The organism is Acinetobacter sichuanensis (genome assembly GCF_003024515.2).
GTDB classification, from domain to species: domain Bacteria; phylum Pseudomonadota; class Gammaproteobacteria; order Pseudomonadales; family Moraxellaceae; genus Acinetobacter; species Acinetobacter sichuanensis.
The window spans coordinates 170828-186783 of the sequence record NZ_PYIX02000002.1 but is presented as its reverse complement, the minus strand read 5'-3'; the positions used below and the strand labels follow the sequence as shown (position 1 = coordinate 186783).

The 15956-nt window shown below is 38.5% G+C and carries 15 protein-coding genes; 9 read left to right on the top strand and 6 right to left on the bottom strand.

Annotated features, from left to right (window positions below; all coding sequences use genetic code 11):
* Positions 1–58: 58 nt before the first annotated feature.
* From C9E89_RS02305 to asd, 3 genes are all read right to left on the bottom strand, one after another.
* Positions 59–1534, bottom strand: a complete 1476-nt coding sequence (locus C9E89_RS02305; protein WP_107006832.1) for a FimV/HubP family polar landmark protein — start codon at positions 1532–1534, stop codon at positions 59–61.
* Between the two features lie 55 nt (positions 1535–1589).
* Complete coding sequence (locus tag C9E89_RS02300; protein WP_107006831.1) at positions 1590–2939, bottom strand: FimV/HubP-related protein; 1350 nt, start codon at positions 2937–2939, stop codon at positions 1590–1592.
* Between the two features lie 148 nt (positions 2940–3087).
* Positions 3088–4206 (bottom strand): aspartate-semialdehyde dehydrogenase, encoded by a 1119-nt coding sequence (asd, locus tag C9E89_RS02295; RefSeq protein WP_107006830.1) that lies wholly within the window; start codon positions 4204–4206, stop codon positions 3088–3090.
* A 186-nt stretch (positions 4207–4392) separates the two neighbouring features.
* Between asd and C9E89_RS02290 the strand changes: the two genes are divergently transcribed.
* Positions 4393–5520: an endonuclease/exonuclease/phosphatase family protein gene (locus tag C9E89_RS02290; RefSeq protein ID WP_107006829.1), complete on the top strand. Its 1128-nt coding sequence runs from the start codon at positions 4393–4395 to the stop codon at positions 5518–5520.
* A 402-nt stretch (positions 5521–5922) separates the two neighbouring features.
* Entirely contained in the window at positions 5923–7368 is a 1446-nt protein-coding gene (locus C9E89_RS02285) for a DUF2252 domain-containing protein (protein ID WP_107006828.1), read from the top strand.
* A 45-nt stretch (positions 7369–7413) separates the two neighbouring features.
* Here C9E89_RS02285 and C9E89_RS02280 read toward each other — a convergent pair whose 3' ends face one another.
* The 3 genes from C9E89_RS02280 to C9E89_RS02270 form a co-directional block, all read right to left on the bottom strand.
* On the bottom strand, positions 7414–7977 hold the full coding sequence (locus tag C9E89_RS02280; protein WP_107006827.1) for a hypothetical protein: 564 nt from the start codon (positions 7975–7977) through the stop codon (positions 7414–7416).
* 79 nt (positions 7978–8056) lie between these two features.
* Positions 8057–9157: a glycosyltransferase family 4 protein gene (locus tag C9E89_RS02275; protein WP_107006826.1), complete on the bottom strand. Its 1101-nt coding sequence runs from the start codon at positions 9155–9157 to the stop codon at positions 8057–8059.
* Between the two features lie 69 nt (positions 9158–9226).
* Positions 9227–10162, bottom strand: a complete 936-nt coding sequence (locus tag C9E89_RS02270; RefSeq protein ID WP_107006825.1) for an LpxL/LpxP family acyltransferase — start codon at positions 10160–10162, stop codon at positions 9227–9229.
* 121 nt (positions 10163–10283) lie between these two features.
* Here C9E89_RS02270 and C9E89_RS02265 point away from each other — a divergent pair, with 121 nt between their 5' ends.
* From C9E89_RS02265 to ureC, 7 genes are all read left to right on the top strand, one after another.
* Positions 10284–10835 (top strand): O-acetyl-ADP-ribose deacetylase, encoded by a 552-nt coding sequence (locus C9E89_RS02265; protein WP_107006824.1) that lies wholly within the window; start codon positions 10284–10286, stop codon positions 10833–10835.
* 30 nt (positions 10836–10865) lie between these two features.
* Positions 10866–11855 (top strand): acyltransferase family protein, encoded by a 990-nt coding sequence (locus tag C9E89_RS02260; RefSeq protein WP_107006823.1) that lies wholly within the window; start codon positions 10866–10868, stop codon positions 11853–11855.
* Positions 11856–11936: 81 nt separating this feature from the next.
* Positions 11937–12812 carry an urease accessory protein UreD gene (locus C9E89_RS02255; protein WP_107006822.1) on the top strand — a complete coding sequence of 292 codons (876 nt, stop codon included), beginning with the start codon at positions 11937–11939 and terminating at the stop codon, positions 12810–12812.
* Positions 12813–12901: 89 nt separating this feature from the next.
* Positions 12902–13525 carry a hypothetical protein gene (locus C9E89_RS02250; protein WP_147305707.1) on the top strand — a complete coding sequence of 208 codons (624 nt, stop codon included), beginning with the start codon at positions 12902–12904 and terminating at the stop codon, positions 13523–13525.
* Between the two features lie 47 nt (positions 13526–13572).
* Positions 13573–13875 carry an urease subunit gamma gene (gene ureA / locus C9E89_RS02245; protein ID WP_107006820.1) on the top strand — a complete coding sequence of 101 codons (303 nt, stop codon included), beginning with the start codon at positions 13573–13575 and terminating at the stop codon, positions 13873–13875.
* Between the two features lie 13 nt (positions 13876–13888).
* Positions 13889–14212, top strand: coding sequence for an urease subunit beta (locus C9E89_RS23735; protein ID WP_107006819.1), 324 nt, complete (start codon positions 13889–13891; stop codon positions 14210–14212).
* A 33-nt stretch (positions 14213–14245) separates the two neighbouring features.
* Positions 14246–15946, top strand: a complete 1701-nt coding sequence (ureC, locus tag C9E89_RS02235) for an urease subunit alpha (RefSeq protein WP_107006818.1) — start codon at positions 14246–14248, stop codon at positions 15944–15946.
* The last annotated feature ends 10 nt before the right edge of the window (positions 15947–15956 follow it).

The following is a 15956-nucleotide window of genomic DNA, read 5'->3' as shown; positions in this document are numbered from 1 at the left end:
TCTAGTTCACAATAAAAAAGCAGCCATAAATGACTGCTTTATCTTAAAACGAATAATTTTAAGATGCTATGCGGTTAAGTAAACTTTGTGATTGTTCACGTTGTGCAGGTGAAAACTGGTCAGCATTTTGGCTAAGAATCTCACGTGCTGAAGCATATGCACCCAGATCGATATATTGTTCTGCAAGATCTAAATTTAAAGCAAGTTCATTGACTTCTAATAACTTAGGAAATGCTTGTGTTAAAGGATCATCTGTACTGAAAGAAAGTGTATCTGTTGTATGTAATGTTTCGATGGTTTGTGGTGCCAATTCCACAGGACTTGGTTCTGCTGCATCAAAACTAAAATTAGGTTTATCTTCAAGATCAGTATTATCTAATTTAAACTCAAGCGTTGGCGAGCTTGCTTCAACACTTGGTGCTTCTTGAGTGGGTGCATCAAAATCCATTTTGAATTCAGTCAGCATTTCTGTTGGTGAATGGTCTGGAGTTTGAGGACTAGCTTCTGCTACAGGTGTAGGTGTTGTTTGTGGGCTAAGATCAAAACTAAACTCAAGTGGAGCGCTATCTGTTGTTACCGTATTTTCAGTAACAGGTTCAGGTGTGCTTGGTGTAGTGGTATCTAATCCAAATGAAAAATCTAATGCTTCATGAGCAGTTGATTGTTCTGCACTGTCCTTTTTTTCTACTGGTGCAAGTGTAAAGTCTAAATCAGCAACTTCTGTAGATGCTTCAGTCGGTTGTGCTACTTCGATAGTAGGTGCTGAACTTGGAGTGAAATCTAAAGTAGTAGGCGCTGGACTTGGTGCAAAATCTAAATCGGGTACAGGGGTTGTTGGTGTTTCACTGGGAGCAGTAAAGTCTAAATCTAAAGAAGGCGTTGCCTCTGTTTTTGTACTTGGACTATATTCATTTTGTAATAAATCAAAACTGTTATTTGTCTGAGTTTTAACATCAACCAGTGAATCAAAAGCATCAGAAGAAACAGGACTTTTTTCAATTGGTGCAGCAGTCGCAGGAATAACAGGTGTTGTAGAGGGTTCAAACTCAATCGCATCAATCTTTTGTGTTGAAACAAGCGCTCTTTTTTCTTCAGCTTGTTTTAAAATATCGTCTAAACCTAAACTACCAATAAATTGAATGAGTTGATTAACTGCAAAATCATCTTTTTGCGCTAAATGAATATCTAATAAATAAAGATATAGCGAATGTTGACGGTTGTCTTGATTTAGGGCGAGGTTGATTTGTGCTTCAGCGGCTGAGTAGTTTTTTTCTTTGATCAGATTTTCAATTTTTTGTTTTAAGTCTGAACTAATTTCTACAAACTTTTCTTGAGCAACAACAGGTGTTTCAACAACTTCTGTAGATTGTCGTTGACTTGAGCGTGCAGTTTTAGCAACATTTTTTTTTGCAGTTTTTTTATTGGTGGCTTTATTTGTTTTTCCAGTGCCTGCATCGTTATTGCTGCTTTCACGTTTTTTTAAAACAATTGCGACGACCAACAATAAAACAAAAGGAATGATATACAACAACATGTTCCGTTACCCCTTCATTGTATCCAATGAACCTTAATTTAAGAAAATACGTGAATTACTTCGGTTTTTTTGCGTCAGCCTGCTGCAATTGTTGCTGAATCTGTGCAAGTCGAGCATTGAGTAGCTGAATCCGATTGTTTTTTTGATTTAGCGCTAAACTCAGTTGCGTCACGTTATTTTGTAATTTAACTGTTTTTTCACGTGCTGTCATAACTTTTGTGGATAATTCCGCAGAAGTTGGATTTTGTTGAGTATTTTTTTGTTCAGTTGTTAGGTTTGTCGTTTTTTTCTGATCTGCAACAATACTCATTTCAGCTTGATTTAAACGATATTTTGTTTTTGCAGAAGGTTTCTGCTCAGTTGTAGGTTGAGCAGGTTTAAATTTTTGTTGAGGATTTACAGGTAGAGCTTGTGACAGGTTTAAAGCAATGCCTTGACGTATCCGATTTGGATCACCTTGAATAAATGCATTTTGATTATCTGCTTGTAACTCACGCATAACATCTGCAACATTTCGTCCTGTTTTGGCTGCAATTTTATTTGCAATAGACCATAACGACTCATTGGCTTGTACGGTATATGAACCTTTATTGGTTCTCGTCTGTTGAGCAGGTTTTTGTTGAGTATTTATATTTGTTTGAGTTGGCTTTTGCGTGTTTTGCGGTGGTTTTTGCACAGCCGATGCCGTTTGTTCTTTGACTTGGGCATTTGGATGATACTTTAAGAAAGCCGCTTTAGTTGCTTCGGCATTTTCTTTTAATATCGTATTTGTTGTTGCACTGGTTTGTGTGTTGAGCGTGATCTGGTTGTTTTTAAGTTCAGGCAAACTCGTTGTAGAAATTGCTAAATTATTGCCATCAGAACTCTTTGCTGTCACAGAGTTGCTTGATGTTATCTCAGTTGCAACCACTTGCTGTGAAGCACTTTCTGGCAGACTTAAAGCAATCTCTTTTTCGCTCACAATCATTTGAGGCGTTAATGCTTTTTCATTTGCTGTGATATTTTGCGAAGCCGCAGGCGTTTTAGTGCGTGTTAAACTTGCTTTGACTTGTTGAATATGAGTGGCACTGCCTTCTTTGACTCTAATCAGAATATTGAGTTCAGGCTCAATAAAAGGACGTGATGATGTAATCACAATCACACCATTTCCGTCACCTGAACGGCGTGTAAAGAAGTTCAAATGTCCAGAGGGTTGATGTGATAAACGTAAGTCCACCATGTCTTCTGCCGAGGCCAGATCTACATCAATTTTTTCGTTTGGATTTGAATTGCTAAATTTCATCTCTGCATAAAGCAAATCTCCTGAGCCAGATTGAATTTGAATCGGATCAATTTGAATTGCAGATACAGATTGTGATGCAATAATAGCTAATATGGCAATTTTTAGTTTGTTATATACGGTCATCGCTTTCATTGCTCTAATGAAATTATCGTCATTTAACCAAGCATGGATTTGCTTAGTTATCGCCCCAAATAAATTTTTAACCGTATAGTTACATAAAAAAACCGAACTTTACAGTTCGGCTTTACATTATTTAAATAAATTTTTAAATTTACGCATTTTTATAGTCAATTAAAATACGTAACATACGGCGTAAAGGCTCAGCAGCGCCCCAAAGTAATTGGTCACCTACAGTGAAAGCACCAAGATATTCTTTACCCATATTGAGTTTACGTAGACGACCTACAGGCACAGTTAAAGTTCCAGTTACAGCAACAGGTGTAAGATCAGTCATTGATGCTTCACGAGTATTTGGAACAACTTTTGCCCATTGGTTTGCATTACGTAAGATATCTTCAATTTCATCTAAAGGAATGTCTTTTTTCAATTTCAAAGTCAATGCTTGAGAATGGCAACGCATTGCACCAATACGCACACAATGACCATCAATTGGAACAATTTGCGCATTGCCCAAAATCTTGTTGGTTTCGACTTGACCTTTCCATTCTTCTTTTGACTGACCGCTTTCAAGCTGTTTGTCAATGTAAGGAATGAGTGAACCTGCTAAAGGCACACCAAAGTTTGTTGATGGGAAACCTTCGCCACGTTGTAATTGTGCAATTTTAGAGTCGATGTCTAAAATTGGTGAGCGTGGGTCATCGAGTAAATCTTTAGTATTGTTATATAAGTAGCCCATGCCTGTGATCAGTTCACGCATATTTTGCGCGCCTGCACCTGAAGCTGCTTGATAAGTCATAGAGGTTGCCCATTCCACAAGATTGTTCTGGAATAAACCGCCTAAGCCCATTAACATGAGTGAAACTGTACAGTTTCCACCAACGAATGTTTTAGTTCCATTGACTAAACCATCTTTGATGACATTCATGTTCACTGGATCAAGTACGATGATCGCTTCATCATCCATACGCAAGGTTGATGCAGCATCAATCCAGTAGCCATTCCAACCGTCAGCTTTAAGTTTTGGAAAAACTTCAGTGGTATAGTCGCCACCTTGACAGGTAATAATGACATCCATTTGCTTCAGACTGTTAATGTCTGATGCATCCATAAGTGCTGGGGCAGTCTTACCACCAAAAGCAGGGGCTTCACCACCTGCATTACTGGTAGAAAAATAGAATGGCTCAAAATGAGCAAAATCATTCTCTTCAACCATACGTTGCATAAGGACGGAACCAACCATCCCGCGCCAACCGACCAGACCTACTTTCATGTCACTTCGCCTCGGAGCGTTAAAAAATTAATAGGGGGATTCGAGTGTATCAAAAGGATATGTAACTGCAATAGCTACATAATCAAAACATCAACAATATTGTGCAATATATCTTGTTTATGTTACATGCAAAACTGATATAAATTTATGAATCAATAAAAAATTAAGAATATAAGAGTGTAAATTATGTTTTGGATCGAAATTCTTGCAGGTGTGGTGATTTGGCTGAGTTTTTGGTCACTGATTCCACGAGATGAATGGTGGTTTCGTGGTGCAGATTTTCCACGCTTACAAATCTTAGCGTTGGGCGTCATTGCATTTTTTTTATTGATTTTTTGGCAAGGTGAATGGGATTTAAAACGAGAAATTATTTTTATTTTATTGATTGTTGCATTGGCATATCAGTTAAAAATGGTGCTGCCTTATACTTTTCTTTGGAAAAAACAAGTTGCTCAAGTACGCCCAGAACAGCTTGATGCTAAACGGCAAATCTCGGTGATTGTGTCTAATGTGTTGACTCCTAACGATCAATATCATTTGTTAATTGAACAAATTGAAAAGCATCAACCTGACATCGTATTAACTTTAGAAACAGATCAAACTTGGCAAAATGAATTGTCTAGCATCGAGAAGGATTATCCTTATCGTGTTCCCGTACCTTTAGATAATTTGTATGGCATGCATTTGTATAGCAAGCTGAAATTACTTGATACTGAAGTCAAATTTATTTTAAGTGATGAAATTCCATCTATTCATACAACAGTAATTTTAGACTCAGGACAACCTGTGCAGCTTTATTGTTTACATCCGAAACCACCGAGTCCAACTGAAGCAAAAGACTCTACCTTACGTGATGCAGAGTTACTGATTGTCGGGGATCAAATTAAAGATTTGGATGAAAGCTGTATTGTGATGGGCGATTTAAATGATGTCGCTTGGTCTCGAACAACACGTTTATTTCAGCGAATAAGTGGTTTACTTGACCCACGTGTTGGGCGCAAATATGTCAATACTTTTCATGCAGATTATAAGCTTTTAAGATGGTCACTTGACCATTTATTTCATAGTACAGACTTTGCTTTGGTACACATGGAACGTTTGCCACATGTGGGTTCAGACCATTTCCCTATTTATGTTGTTTTGCAAACAGGACGTGAATTTGAAGCGATTCAAGAAGAGCTAGAACAAACCGATGCTGATGAGCAAGAAGCACAAGAAGCGATTCAAGAAGGAATTGAAAAAGCAGAGCGTGAAGAAAAAATAGTGACTGATGAAATTGCCCAAGATTATAAAGATAATGGAAAAATACCTTAAATATAAAATTAATATTTGTAGGAAAATGCTTACGTCAATTTAGGTACATAGCGGATAGGCAATTTTATGAATAGGCTTTAATATGATCACATCAGCACACGGAATAGGGAAAGGAAGAGTCCCAATTAAGGAAGACGAAGCTGATGGAAAATCATCATGGATATGATGTTGGAATGGACAACCAAACACAATAAAAATAAAAGCAACTTGAAAGCACAACCTCATATACCCGAGTTTTGCAGGATGCAGAACTCGGGTTATGCTTATTTAGGGTGAGCAAAAATATTTCATTCAAAGCTAAAATTATTTAAAAGCAATTTAAATGAACATCAGACAAATGATGACAAGATAAAAAAGCCAATGTTATGATTTCTGATCACAAACAAAATTAGAAAATTGGTTATGCACAAAAAAAATTCACCTGAATTGCCACAATTTTTATGGGCAGATTCCAGTATTGATCTGACCTCACATCAATATAAAAATAAACTCTTGAATCAGGAGCAAGGCTTTGAGTTGGGTAAAGCTCAACGAAAAATTATTTCACGTTCAGAACTGAGTCAGCTCTCAGAGCGCCCAAAGGGAGTCGATGCACTAACGATTTATCATTGGAGTAATCAAGGGCGTGTAGATATTTTAAAACCTGTACGTGCAAAACGAATGAGTGTTTCGCCATTTGCTTATTTTCGTGGTATGCCATCTTTGATGTTGTATGATTTAGTATGGGAAAAAAGTCATTCAGGTTTGATGCAGCAAATTTGTGGTGATTGTCATTTGTTAAATTTTGGTGGTTTTGCTAGCCCTGAGCGTAATTTATTATTTGGCATTAATGATTTTGATGAAACTTTAGTTGCTCCTTTTGAATGGGACTTAAAACGTCTAGCAACAAGTTTCATCATCGCAGCAAGTGAAATTAAGCTCGGTGAAAAAGTAGGCTTAAAAGCCATTGAAGTCATGCTTAATGCTTATCGGCAGCATCTACAACACTTTAGAACATTATCACCCTTACAAACTTGGTATGAAAAAGTAGATGCAGCGGTACTTTTGCAACATACCGAAGATCAAAAAATTCGTAAAAAGCGTGAAAAACAGTTAGCGACAGCGCATCGTCGTACTTCTGCGTCCGTATTGCCGAAACTTACGGATTATGATGCAGAAACAGGACATCGTTGTTTTATTGATGAACCACCCTTGCTGCGCCATCCTGTAAAAGGTGAAGTTTTTGCTAAAAATTCCAAAGCATTTTTTAAGCGTTATCGTGATTCTTTAAAGTCTGATCGTCAGGTGCTATTTGACCGTTATCGTTGTACCGATATCGCGTTAAAAGTTGTTGGTGTAGGGAGTGTGGGTACACGTGCAGCGATTGCTTTGTTTGAAGATGCAGATCGTGAACCTTTAATTTTACAAATGAAAGAAGCAAATCCTTCCATTTTAAGTCCATTATTTCTTGAAAAAGCCAAACATGAAGGCGAACGTGTCATTTCAGGGCAACAGTTAATGCAAGCAGCAAATGATATTTTCTTGGGTTTTGCATCGTATAGTCAGGAGCATCAACAGTTTTATGTCCGTCAGTTACGTGACATGAAAGTTTCTATAGATTTAGAAGATATGGACGATGTGTATCTTTATGAATATGCGGATAGTTGTGGTTTAGCCTTGGCACATGCGCATGCGAAAGCAGGTAATGCCGATGTCTTGATGGGCTATTTGGGCGAAGGTAAGCAAATTGTCAAAGTTATTCAGGAATATGCAGTTCAATATGCCGAACGAAATGCAGCGGATTATGCACAATTTTTACAAGAAATTGAAAATGGAAAAATAGACGTTGCAGGGGATGAGGTGTTATAAACTTTTAGAAAGAGCCTTTCATTATGAGAGGCTTTTAAATATAGGTTATTTTGTATATTTGGCATTTAATCCTTCAAGTTCAGTACCAATTTTTTGTTGTAAATCCATTGAGCGTTTTGATAATTGTTTAAACTCTTCACTTGGTGCATTGAGGCTAAAATCAGCTTGCATAGATAATGTATAAAGTTGTTCTGAGATCATAAAGTTATCAATGATTAATGTACGGATATTTTGTACTTCTGAGCTTTTTAGATGCAACTCTGTATATTTTTGTTTGAAATAATCTCGAATAGTATTGGTTTCTACTAGAATTTTTTTGATTTTTTCAGGGTTATTGCCTGCTGTTTTAACGTCTTCATGCATTTTTAATACTTTCCTATTATAGGCTTGGCTGATCAACGTTAATTGCGCAAGATCAGTCTTAATGTCATGTTTATTTGCAGTGGAGAGATAATCGCCTTTTACTTGCCAATGACCTTGCGGATTTTGGATTTCTTGAGTTTGAGTTGTTTTTGTATGGGAGGCTGTTTCTTTGGTGTCACTGCATGCAGATAAAGAAAAAGTGAGTATAACCAAGCTTGTATAAAACAATTTATTTTGAATTTTCATTTTAATTCTCAAATATTTTAAATAAAAAAGCCAAATTCAATGATTCAGCTTTTCAGTATAAAACTCATGTAAAACTAAGCTACTTCAGTATTTTTTTATAAAGCTCAATCGTTTGATCACACATATCTTTTAAACTGAACTGTGTGACAGGTGCAACCTGTTGTGGCTGATCAATATGTAATTTTACAGCATTCAAAAGTGCAACCTTGTCATCTACCGCAATTTTACCTTGTGGATAGACATTTGCCAAAATTTCAGCGACACCACCTCTGTCCCAGCCAACGACAGGCGTACCGACAGAAAGCGCTTCTAGTGCAGTACGACCAAAAGTTTCTGCTTGATTGGACAAAGAAAGCACCAAGTCAGAAAATGCCAACCATTCGCGAATGTCAGAACGATGACCCACAAAGGTGATGTGATCAGTTAAATTTTTGCTTTTAATGGTGTTTTCTAATTCATCTAAATAAGCTGCTTTTTTCGGGTCTGCGCCGCCGACTACAACAGCATGCAGTTGTGGGTATTGATCACGCAATTTTTCCATCAGTTCTATCAGGGTTTCATGACCTTTAAGGCGAGTAATACGTCCGGGCAAGCAAATTAAAAACTTATGTTCTAATTGTGGAAAATCTTGAAAAGTTTTATTGATCCATTGTGCAGGGGGTTGATAACCATGTGGAAATGCTTTGGGATCAATCCCACGATAAATACGGACAATATCTTCAGGTGGGCAGTTTTTATAATGATCGGTAATGTATTTGACTACGCTGTCAGAGACAGCAATGACTTTTTCAGCCTGTGTCATGATGGCACTATAACGATTAATAGAGTAAAAACCATGTACAGTGCTGATCAGATGCGGACGTTTTTCCACAGCAATACCTTTGAGGGTAAAATGCGTCAGCCACGCAGGTACTCGTGAACGCACATGCACAATATCAGGTTGATGTTGCTCAATCAGTTTACGTAGTGGTCGGATTTGCCACAGACTAGACAAAGCTTTTTTATGAATGGGCAGCGTTAAATGGGTTGTTCCTTCTGCTTCTAGCTCTGGAACTAAACGTCCGCCATTGGATACAACCAATGATTGATGCCCATCAGCAACCAATGCTCTGGCAATTTCCAAAGTACCGCGTTCTACACCACCACTATTTAGTTCGGGAAGAAGTTGCATTACTTTCATACGTTTTTCCTTGTCATTGTGAGGTTGGTGCAGCGTTTAGAACAGTGTAATCGCACTTTTTGCAACAGATTAATAAATCTTTTCATAGCCGTCAGGACGGGTTTTGAAGCGACGGTGGAACCACATATATTGGGTTGGGGCTATTCTTAACTGATTTTCAATGATTTTGTTGACACGAATCGCATCATCTAGTTCATCATCACTTGGCAGATGATCCACCGCAGGTTCAATCAACACTCGGTATTGTGGATTTCTAATATCACCATGACGATAAAAATACAGGGGAATAGCGACTGCTTTGGATATTTTCAATAAACGACGATGTGCTGTCACTGTTGCCGCAGGTGTACCGAAAAAGGGTGCCATAACCCCTTGTTTTAAGCCAAAATCTTGATCTGGACTATACCAGATGGCATCACCTTCCTTTAAATGACGAATTAAGCCACGCATATCATCATGGTCAATCTGTGCTTTATAAATCGTGCCACGGCAACGATAAATCAGCATATCGAGTAAAGGATTGTTCTGTGGGCGATAGACTACATCTGGCTCAAAATATTGCGCACATAAATAACCGCCAGCATCGAGTAAAGTACTGTGTGTTCCTAATAACAAAATGCCTTTACCTTCGGCTTGAGCATTTTGAATATGTTCCAGTCCCTCAATAGTTACTCGCCCTTTGAACCACTGCGGTGAATACCAAGCATTTAAGGTTTCAAAAACACCAAGCATCATATCAATAAAAACTTGACGTGCATTGTCTTGTACTTGTTTAGGTGTCCATTCAGGAAAACATACTTCCAGATTACGTACTGTCGTTTTTCGACGTGATTTCAGTCGCTTAAATGCAACATTTCCTAGAAAAGTCGCCAGACGATGTTGTAATGCCCAAGGTAAAATTGCAAGTAACATCAAAAAGACAATGGCAAGCCATATTCCCCAGTATTTGGGATGCAGGAATGCCCAATAAAACTTTCCAGATTGGTATTGATGCTTTTGACTCATAGGAATGTGAGAGAGTAGGCAGATTGAGACAAATTAAAGTGTAACATGAACTCAATTTAAAGACTTAAAGCATTGTTTTATAATCTTGCAAAGCGTAATACACAGACAGGGATGAAATAAAATGAAAGTGGTTCGGTTGATTCAGGGAGATATTACCATTCAAAAAGTAGATGCAATTATTAATGCTGCAAATACGTCTTTACTGGGTGGCGGTGGAGTGGATGGTGCAATTCACCGTAAGGGAGGTAAGGAAATTTTAGCACAGTGCGAGCAAATTCGAGCTAAACAGGGGAGTTGTGCCGTGGGGGAGGCAGTGATGACCACAGGTGGTTTATTGGCAAGTCGCTTTGTCATTCATACAGTGGGACCGACATGGCAAAATGGTCAATATCGAGAAGCTGAACTATTGCAAAATGCGTATTTAAATAGCTTAAAATTGGCGGAACAGCAGCAACTACAGACTTTGGCATTTCCAAATATTTCTACAGGGATTTATCGTTTTCCTAAATATAATGCGGCTGATATTGCTATTTCAAACAGTGTTGAATTTTTACAAAATTCCGAATTTGTGAAAGAAATTAATTTTGTGTGTTTTGATATTGAAAATTTTAAAATTTATCGTCAGCGATTGGCACAATTTGAAATGACGGATGTGCAGATTTTAGGTATATAATTTCTAAAATTTTTTGATTTATAAGCCGTGATGCGCAACTCATTTCTTGACAGCAGTAAGGCAGTTTTGATTTTTCTGGTGGTCTTTGGGCATTTTCTGGAGCGTATGATCGGTTGGCATGATCCAATCAGCCACACAGTGTTGGCAACGATTTATTTGATTCATATGCCTGCTTTTATTTTTGTATCAGGTATTTTGTATAAAGATCAAAATTGGCTGAAAAATATTCTATTTTTTCTATCACTTTATATTCTATTTCAGTTTTTATTTATCGCATTTGAGAGTTTATGGTCAGGACAGTTTCATTGGAACTGGAATGTATTGATTAAGCCTTATTGGGTGCTGTGGTATTTGCTCGGCATGATGGTATGGACTGCACTGACTCATTTTCTTATTCAAGTTTCAAATCAGTTTGCTTTATTTCTTTGTATTTTACTGTCCATATTGATTGGTTTAAGTCCTTGGAATAATTATTTATATTCAGTGGGTCGGATTTTTGTATTTTTCCCATTTTTTATTTTGGGTGCACTGTATGGCAAAGTCATCATTGCCAAAATTCAACAGTCGATCACTGTCAAATGGTGGGGAGTGATAGGGTTATTTGTCTGTATGATCTTGATGTATTTTATTCAGATCAATCAATATTGGTTATATGGCAGCTTAAGCTATACACAGCTAAAAGTCAGTGCTTTTGATGGAATGTTCACACGAATTCTGTGTTTGATGTTATCCACTGTGGGTGTATTTGCATTATTTTCCGTGATGCACTTTTTTCAGGGGAAATGGTTGAAATTAGGGATGCATACTTTGCCTGTGTATTTGCTGCATGGTTTTGTGGTGATATTGATTGCACGTTATTGGAAGTTAGATGTTAATATTTTTGCAGAAATGAGCATTTGTTTTGTGCTCTCTGTTTTGACTTGTTATATTTTGCAACAACCTGTTTTTGATCGTATTTTAAGAAAAATATCATTATGGTTAATGCAACCTACCCAAAAATTATTACCCGTTAAAAAATAGAAAATGCAGTAAATGACAAGTCTTGGTGCATTTTTTGCTTAATTTTTTAAAGTTAATCAAAAGACAGCAAAATCCGTTGAGATGAATCATTTAGTTTTGAGTCCGTCACAGCATAATGCCCAATATTGGTACGCCAAATTGGAGTTAGGTTTTAAATGTGATCAAAAGCGCACCGTTTTGCATCATCGCAAACATTTTGGACCTGTTCGGGTGCAAAAAATGCTGTGGCCTGAAAAAACAGGCGTGTGCCATGCCATTATTGTACATCCACCTGCGGGCATTGCAGGGGGCGATCACTTAAGTTTTCAAATCGATGTTGAGCAGTATGCTCATGCCGTGGTTACAACGCCCGGTGCAGGAAAATGGTACAAAAGTAATGGTAAGCCTGCCTTTCAGCATATTCATATTCATGTCAAAAATCATGCGATATTGGAGTGGTTGCCACAGGAAACCATACTCTTTAATGGTGCAAATGCCAATTCTGAAACGATTGTTCATTTAGATCCGACAGCAAGTTTTATCGGTTGGGATTTGTTGGTCTTGGGGCGTCAGGCACAACAAGAAAAATTTGAACAGGGGCGTTATCAAAATCATTTTAAACTTTATCGAAATCAAACACTTTTAGTTGCAGACTCACTGAGTTTTGTGGGGAATGATCGTTGGTTGAGTTCTTGTTTAGGTATGAATGGTTGTGCTGTGATGGGCAGTTTTTGGGCTGTGCCTCCTGAGAAATTTCGTGCAAATATGCATTTGGATGAACACATTGATTTGATCCGAGAGTTGATTATGCGGATGAATACACCTGTGACCTTGACTATTTTAGGTGATGTCATTTGTGCGCGTTATTTAGGACAGGATGTTCGACAATGCCACGACGCTTTTGCTGCCATTCGGGCAAGACTTAGACGCTATTGGTTTGATTTAGATGAAGAATTTCCAAGAATTTGGCGGACTTAGTTTTTTAAATATGATTTAGTTTTTAGATGGTAATGTGATGAATATCTCGATAAACTGATTAAAAAATACAACCTTAAAAAGATAAGTTAGTGAAAATATTAATATTATTTTGTTGTTTAATGCCTTTGTTCTGTTATGCGATGCCTGAAAATGACATTTTCGAAATCAAACAAGATATGTCAAAAAATCCGATATTTATAAATAATTTAGAGCGATGTCCAGCGGATACATCACCCAATAAAAAAGCCAAACTCTTACAAGACGATACTATTTTGGCTGCATATTGTCAGAAAAACACTTTAGCATGCTATAAAAAATGTGAGTATGATCAAGGGTATGCTTGTTATTTTACAGCATTGAATTTACAGCAAGCGCATCAAGCACAATCTGCTGAGCAATTATTTCAAAGAGGCTGTGAATTAGGTGTCGCATCGGCATGTACCAATCGAGCAGCGGGTGCAATGACGTTTATGGACACATTAAGCTTAGAGCGAAAACAATGTATTACAAGGACATTTGAAAAATCATGCCGTTGGAATGATCCTTGGGGCTGCACAATGTATGCAGCTGAGTTAATTAAGAATGATAACTCGAAAGAAACCTATGATAAAGCGTTAGATGCACTGATTATGAGTTGTGTTTATGGCAAGTCAGATCCTGCCTGTACGCAGGGTTTAGAACTCAAACGCTATATTTTAGATCATCGTGATTAGAAAAATGAGCACGATTTTTGCATGGATTAGAAAAACAGGAAAATGTTATGGAACTTAATCCCACAGAAAAAGACAAATTATTGATTTTTACCTCAGGCTTGGTGGCAGAGCGTCGCAAGGCTCGCGGTTTAAAACTCAATTATCCTGAAGCGATTGCATTTATTTCTGCGGCACTTTTAGAAGGCGCACGTGATGGGATGACTGTGAGTGAACTCATGCATTATGGCACCACATTACTCACACAAGATGATGTGATGGATGGGGTGGCAGATATGATTGCTGAAGTTCAGGTCGAAGCCACTTTTCCTGATGGTTCAAAGTTGGTGACTGTTCATCAACCCATTCTGTAATAAGGAGCAACACATGATTCCCGGTGAAGTCATTACCCCTGAAGCAGAGATTGAACTCAATGTGGGACGCAAAACCTTAAGTATCAATGTGGCAAATATGGGAGATCGTCCGATTCAAGTCGGTTCGCATTTTCATTTTTATGAAGCCAATGATGCTTTGCAGTTTGACCGCGAGCAAACCAAAGGTTATCGCCTCAATATTGCGGCAGGGACAGCCATTCGTTTTGAGCCGGGGCAAAGTCGTCGTATTGAATTGGTGGCATTGGCAGGCAAGCGTGAAGTGTATGGTTTTGCAGGACGAGTCATGGGAAAACTTGATGATGTGTCAGGTACATAATTTAAAACATCCACGAAATTAAGGTATTCAACCATGAAAATATCACGTCGTGCTTATGCAGAAATGTTTGGTCCTACGGTTGGAGATCGTGTCCGTTTAGCTGATACCGAGTTATTTATACAAGTGGAACAAGACCTGACCACTTACGGCGAAGAAGTAAAATTTGGTGGTGGCAAAGTCATCCGTGATGGCATGGGACAGTCACAACTTTTGGCAGATGAAGTTGCAGATACCGTCATTACCAATGCGTTGATTGTGGATTGGTGGGGCATTATCAAAGCCGATATCGGTCTGAAAAATGGTCGAATTTGGAAAATTGGCAAGGCAGGTAATCCTGATATTCAACCCAATATTAGCATTCCTTTAGGTGCAGCAACCGAGGTCATTGCAGGTGAAGGGCAGATTTTGACCGCAGGGGCAATTGATACGCATATCCATTGGATTTGCCCGCAACAAGTGGAAACTGCGTTAATGGCAGGAACGACGACCATGATTGGTGGTGGAACAGGTCCTGCGGCAGGAACATCGGCAACTACGGTTACTCCGGGACCTTGGCATATTGCCACCATGTTACAAGCGATTGATGATTTACCAATGAATATTGGGCTGTTGGGTAAAGGGAATCTGAGTCAACCTGAACCGATTGCAGAACAAATCAAAGCAGGCGTGGTCGGGCTTAAACTGCATGAAGATTGGGGCTCGACACCTGCAGCAATTGACAATTGTTTGAGTGTTGCAGATGAATATGATGTGCAAGTGGCGATTCATACCGACACTTTAAATGAAAGTGGTTTTTTGGAAGAAACGCTTGCTGCATTTAAAAATAGAACCATTCACACCTATCATACTGAGGGTGCAGGTGGTGGGCATGCACCTGATATTTTAAAAGCGATTGGTCAGGACAATGTATTGCCATCTTCAACCAATCCAACCCGTCCTTATACGGTCAATACCATTGATGAGCATTTGGATATGCTGATGGTTTGCCACCATTTAGACCCTGCTATTTCCGAAGATGTGGCTTTTGCTGAAAGTCGAATCCGTCGTGAAACCATTGCCGCAGAAGATATTTTACAAGACTTAGGTGCAATTTCGATGATGTCATCGGATTCGCAAGCGATGGGTCGGGTTGGCGAAGTGATCATTCGGACGTGGCAAACTGCCCATAAAATGAAAGTGCAACGTGGCGCATTGCAAGGGGATTCACCGCATTGTGATAATCAACGGGTGAAGCGTTATATCGCCAAATATACCATTAATCCTGCCATTACCCATGGGTTAAGTCATGAAGTCGGTTCGGTTGAAGAAGGGAAATTGGCAGATTTGGTGTTGTGGAAGCCTGCATTTTTTGGCGTTAAACCGTCCATGATCATTAAAGGTGGCATGATTGCAGCCGCACCAATGGGCGATATCAATGCATCGATTCCAACCCCTCAACCTGTGCATTACCGTCCAATGTTTGGGGCTTTTCCGCGTGGTGTACATAACACCTGTATTACTTTTCTTTCACAAGTGGCAATTGATGCAGGTGTGGCAGAAAAATTACAGCTTAAAAAGATCATTTCCCCATCAAAAAATACTCGAAAAATCACCAAAAAGGACATGAAGCATAATGATTATTGTCCTGTGATGGAGGTTCATCCTGAAACTTATGAAGTGAAAGCTGATGGGGTACATTTGACCTGTGAACCTGCCGAAGTGTTACCGATGGCACAACGCTATTTTTTATTTTAAGGGACGGGTT

Bases quoted from the DNA above. Each gene is read 5' to 3' on its own strand.
- C9E89_RS02285 (WP_107006828.1), top strand. From the start codon at position 5,923: ATGCACAAAAAAAATTCACCTGAATTGCCACAATTTTTATGGGCAGAT.
- C9E89_RS02265 (WP_107006824.1), top strand. From the start codon at position 10,284: ATGAAAGTGGTTCGGTTGATTCAGGGAGATATTACCATTCAAAAAGTA.
- C9E89_RS02300 (WP_107006831.1), bottom strand. From the start codon at position 2,939: ATGACCGTATATAACAAACTAAAAATTGCCATATTAGCTATTATTGCA.
- C9E89_RS02255 (WP_107006822.1), top strand. From the start codon at position 11,937: ATGAATCATTTAGTTTTGAGTCCGTCACAGCATAATGCCCAATATTGG.
- C9E89_RS02270 (WP_107006825.1), bottom strand. From the start codon at position 10,162: ATGAGTCAAAAGCATCAATACCAATCTGGAAAGTTTTATTGGGCATTC.
- asd (WP_107006830.1), bottom strand. From the start codon at position 4,206: ATGAAAGTAGGTCTGGTCGGTTGGCGCGGGATGGTTGGTTCCGTCCTT.
- ureC (WP_107006818.1), top strand. From the start codon at position 14,246: ATGAAAATATCACGTCGTGCTTATGCAGAAATGTTTGGTCCTACGGTT.
- C9E89_RS02260 (WP_107006823.1), top strand. From the start codon at position 10,866: ATGCGCAACTCATTTCTTGACAGCAGTAAGGCAGTTTTGATTTTTCTG.
- C9E89_RS02275 (WP_107006826.1), bottom strand. From the start codon at position 9,157: ATGAAAGTAATGCAACTTCTTCCCGAACTAAATAGTGGTGGTGTAGAA.
- C9E89_RS02280 (WP_107006827.1), bottom strand. From the start codon at position 7,977: ATGAAAATTCAAAATAAATTGTTTTATACAAGCTTGGTTATACTCACT.
- ureA (WP_107006820.1), top strand. From the start codon at position 13,573: ATGGAACTTAATCCCACAGAAAAAGACAAATTATTGATTTTTACCTCA.
- C9E89_RS02290 (WP_107006829.1), top strand. From the start codon at position 4,393: ATGTTTTGGATCGAAATTCTTGCAGGTGTGGTGATTTGGCTGAGTTTT.
- C9E89_RS23735 (WP_107006819.1), top strand. From the start codon at position 13,889: ATGATTCCCGGTGAAGTCATTACCCCTGAAGCAGAGATTGAACTCAAT.
- C9E89_RS02305 (WP_107006832.1), bottom strand. From the start codon at position 1,534: ATGTTGTTGTATATCATTCCTTTTGTTTTATTGTTGGTCGTCGCAATT.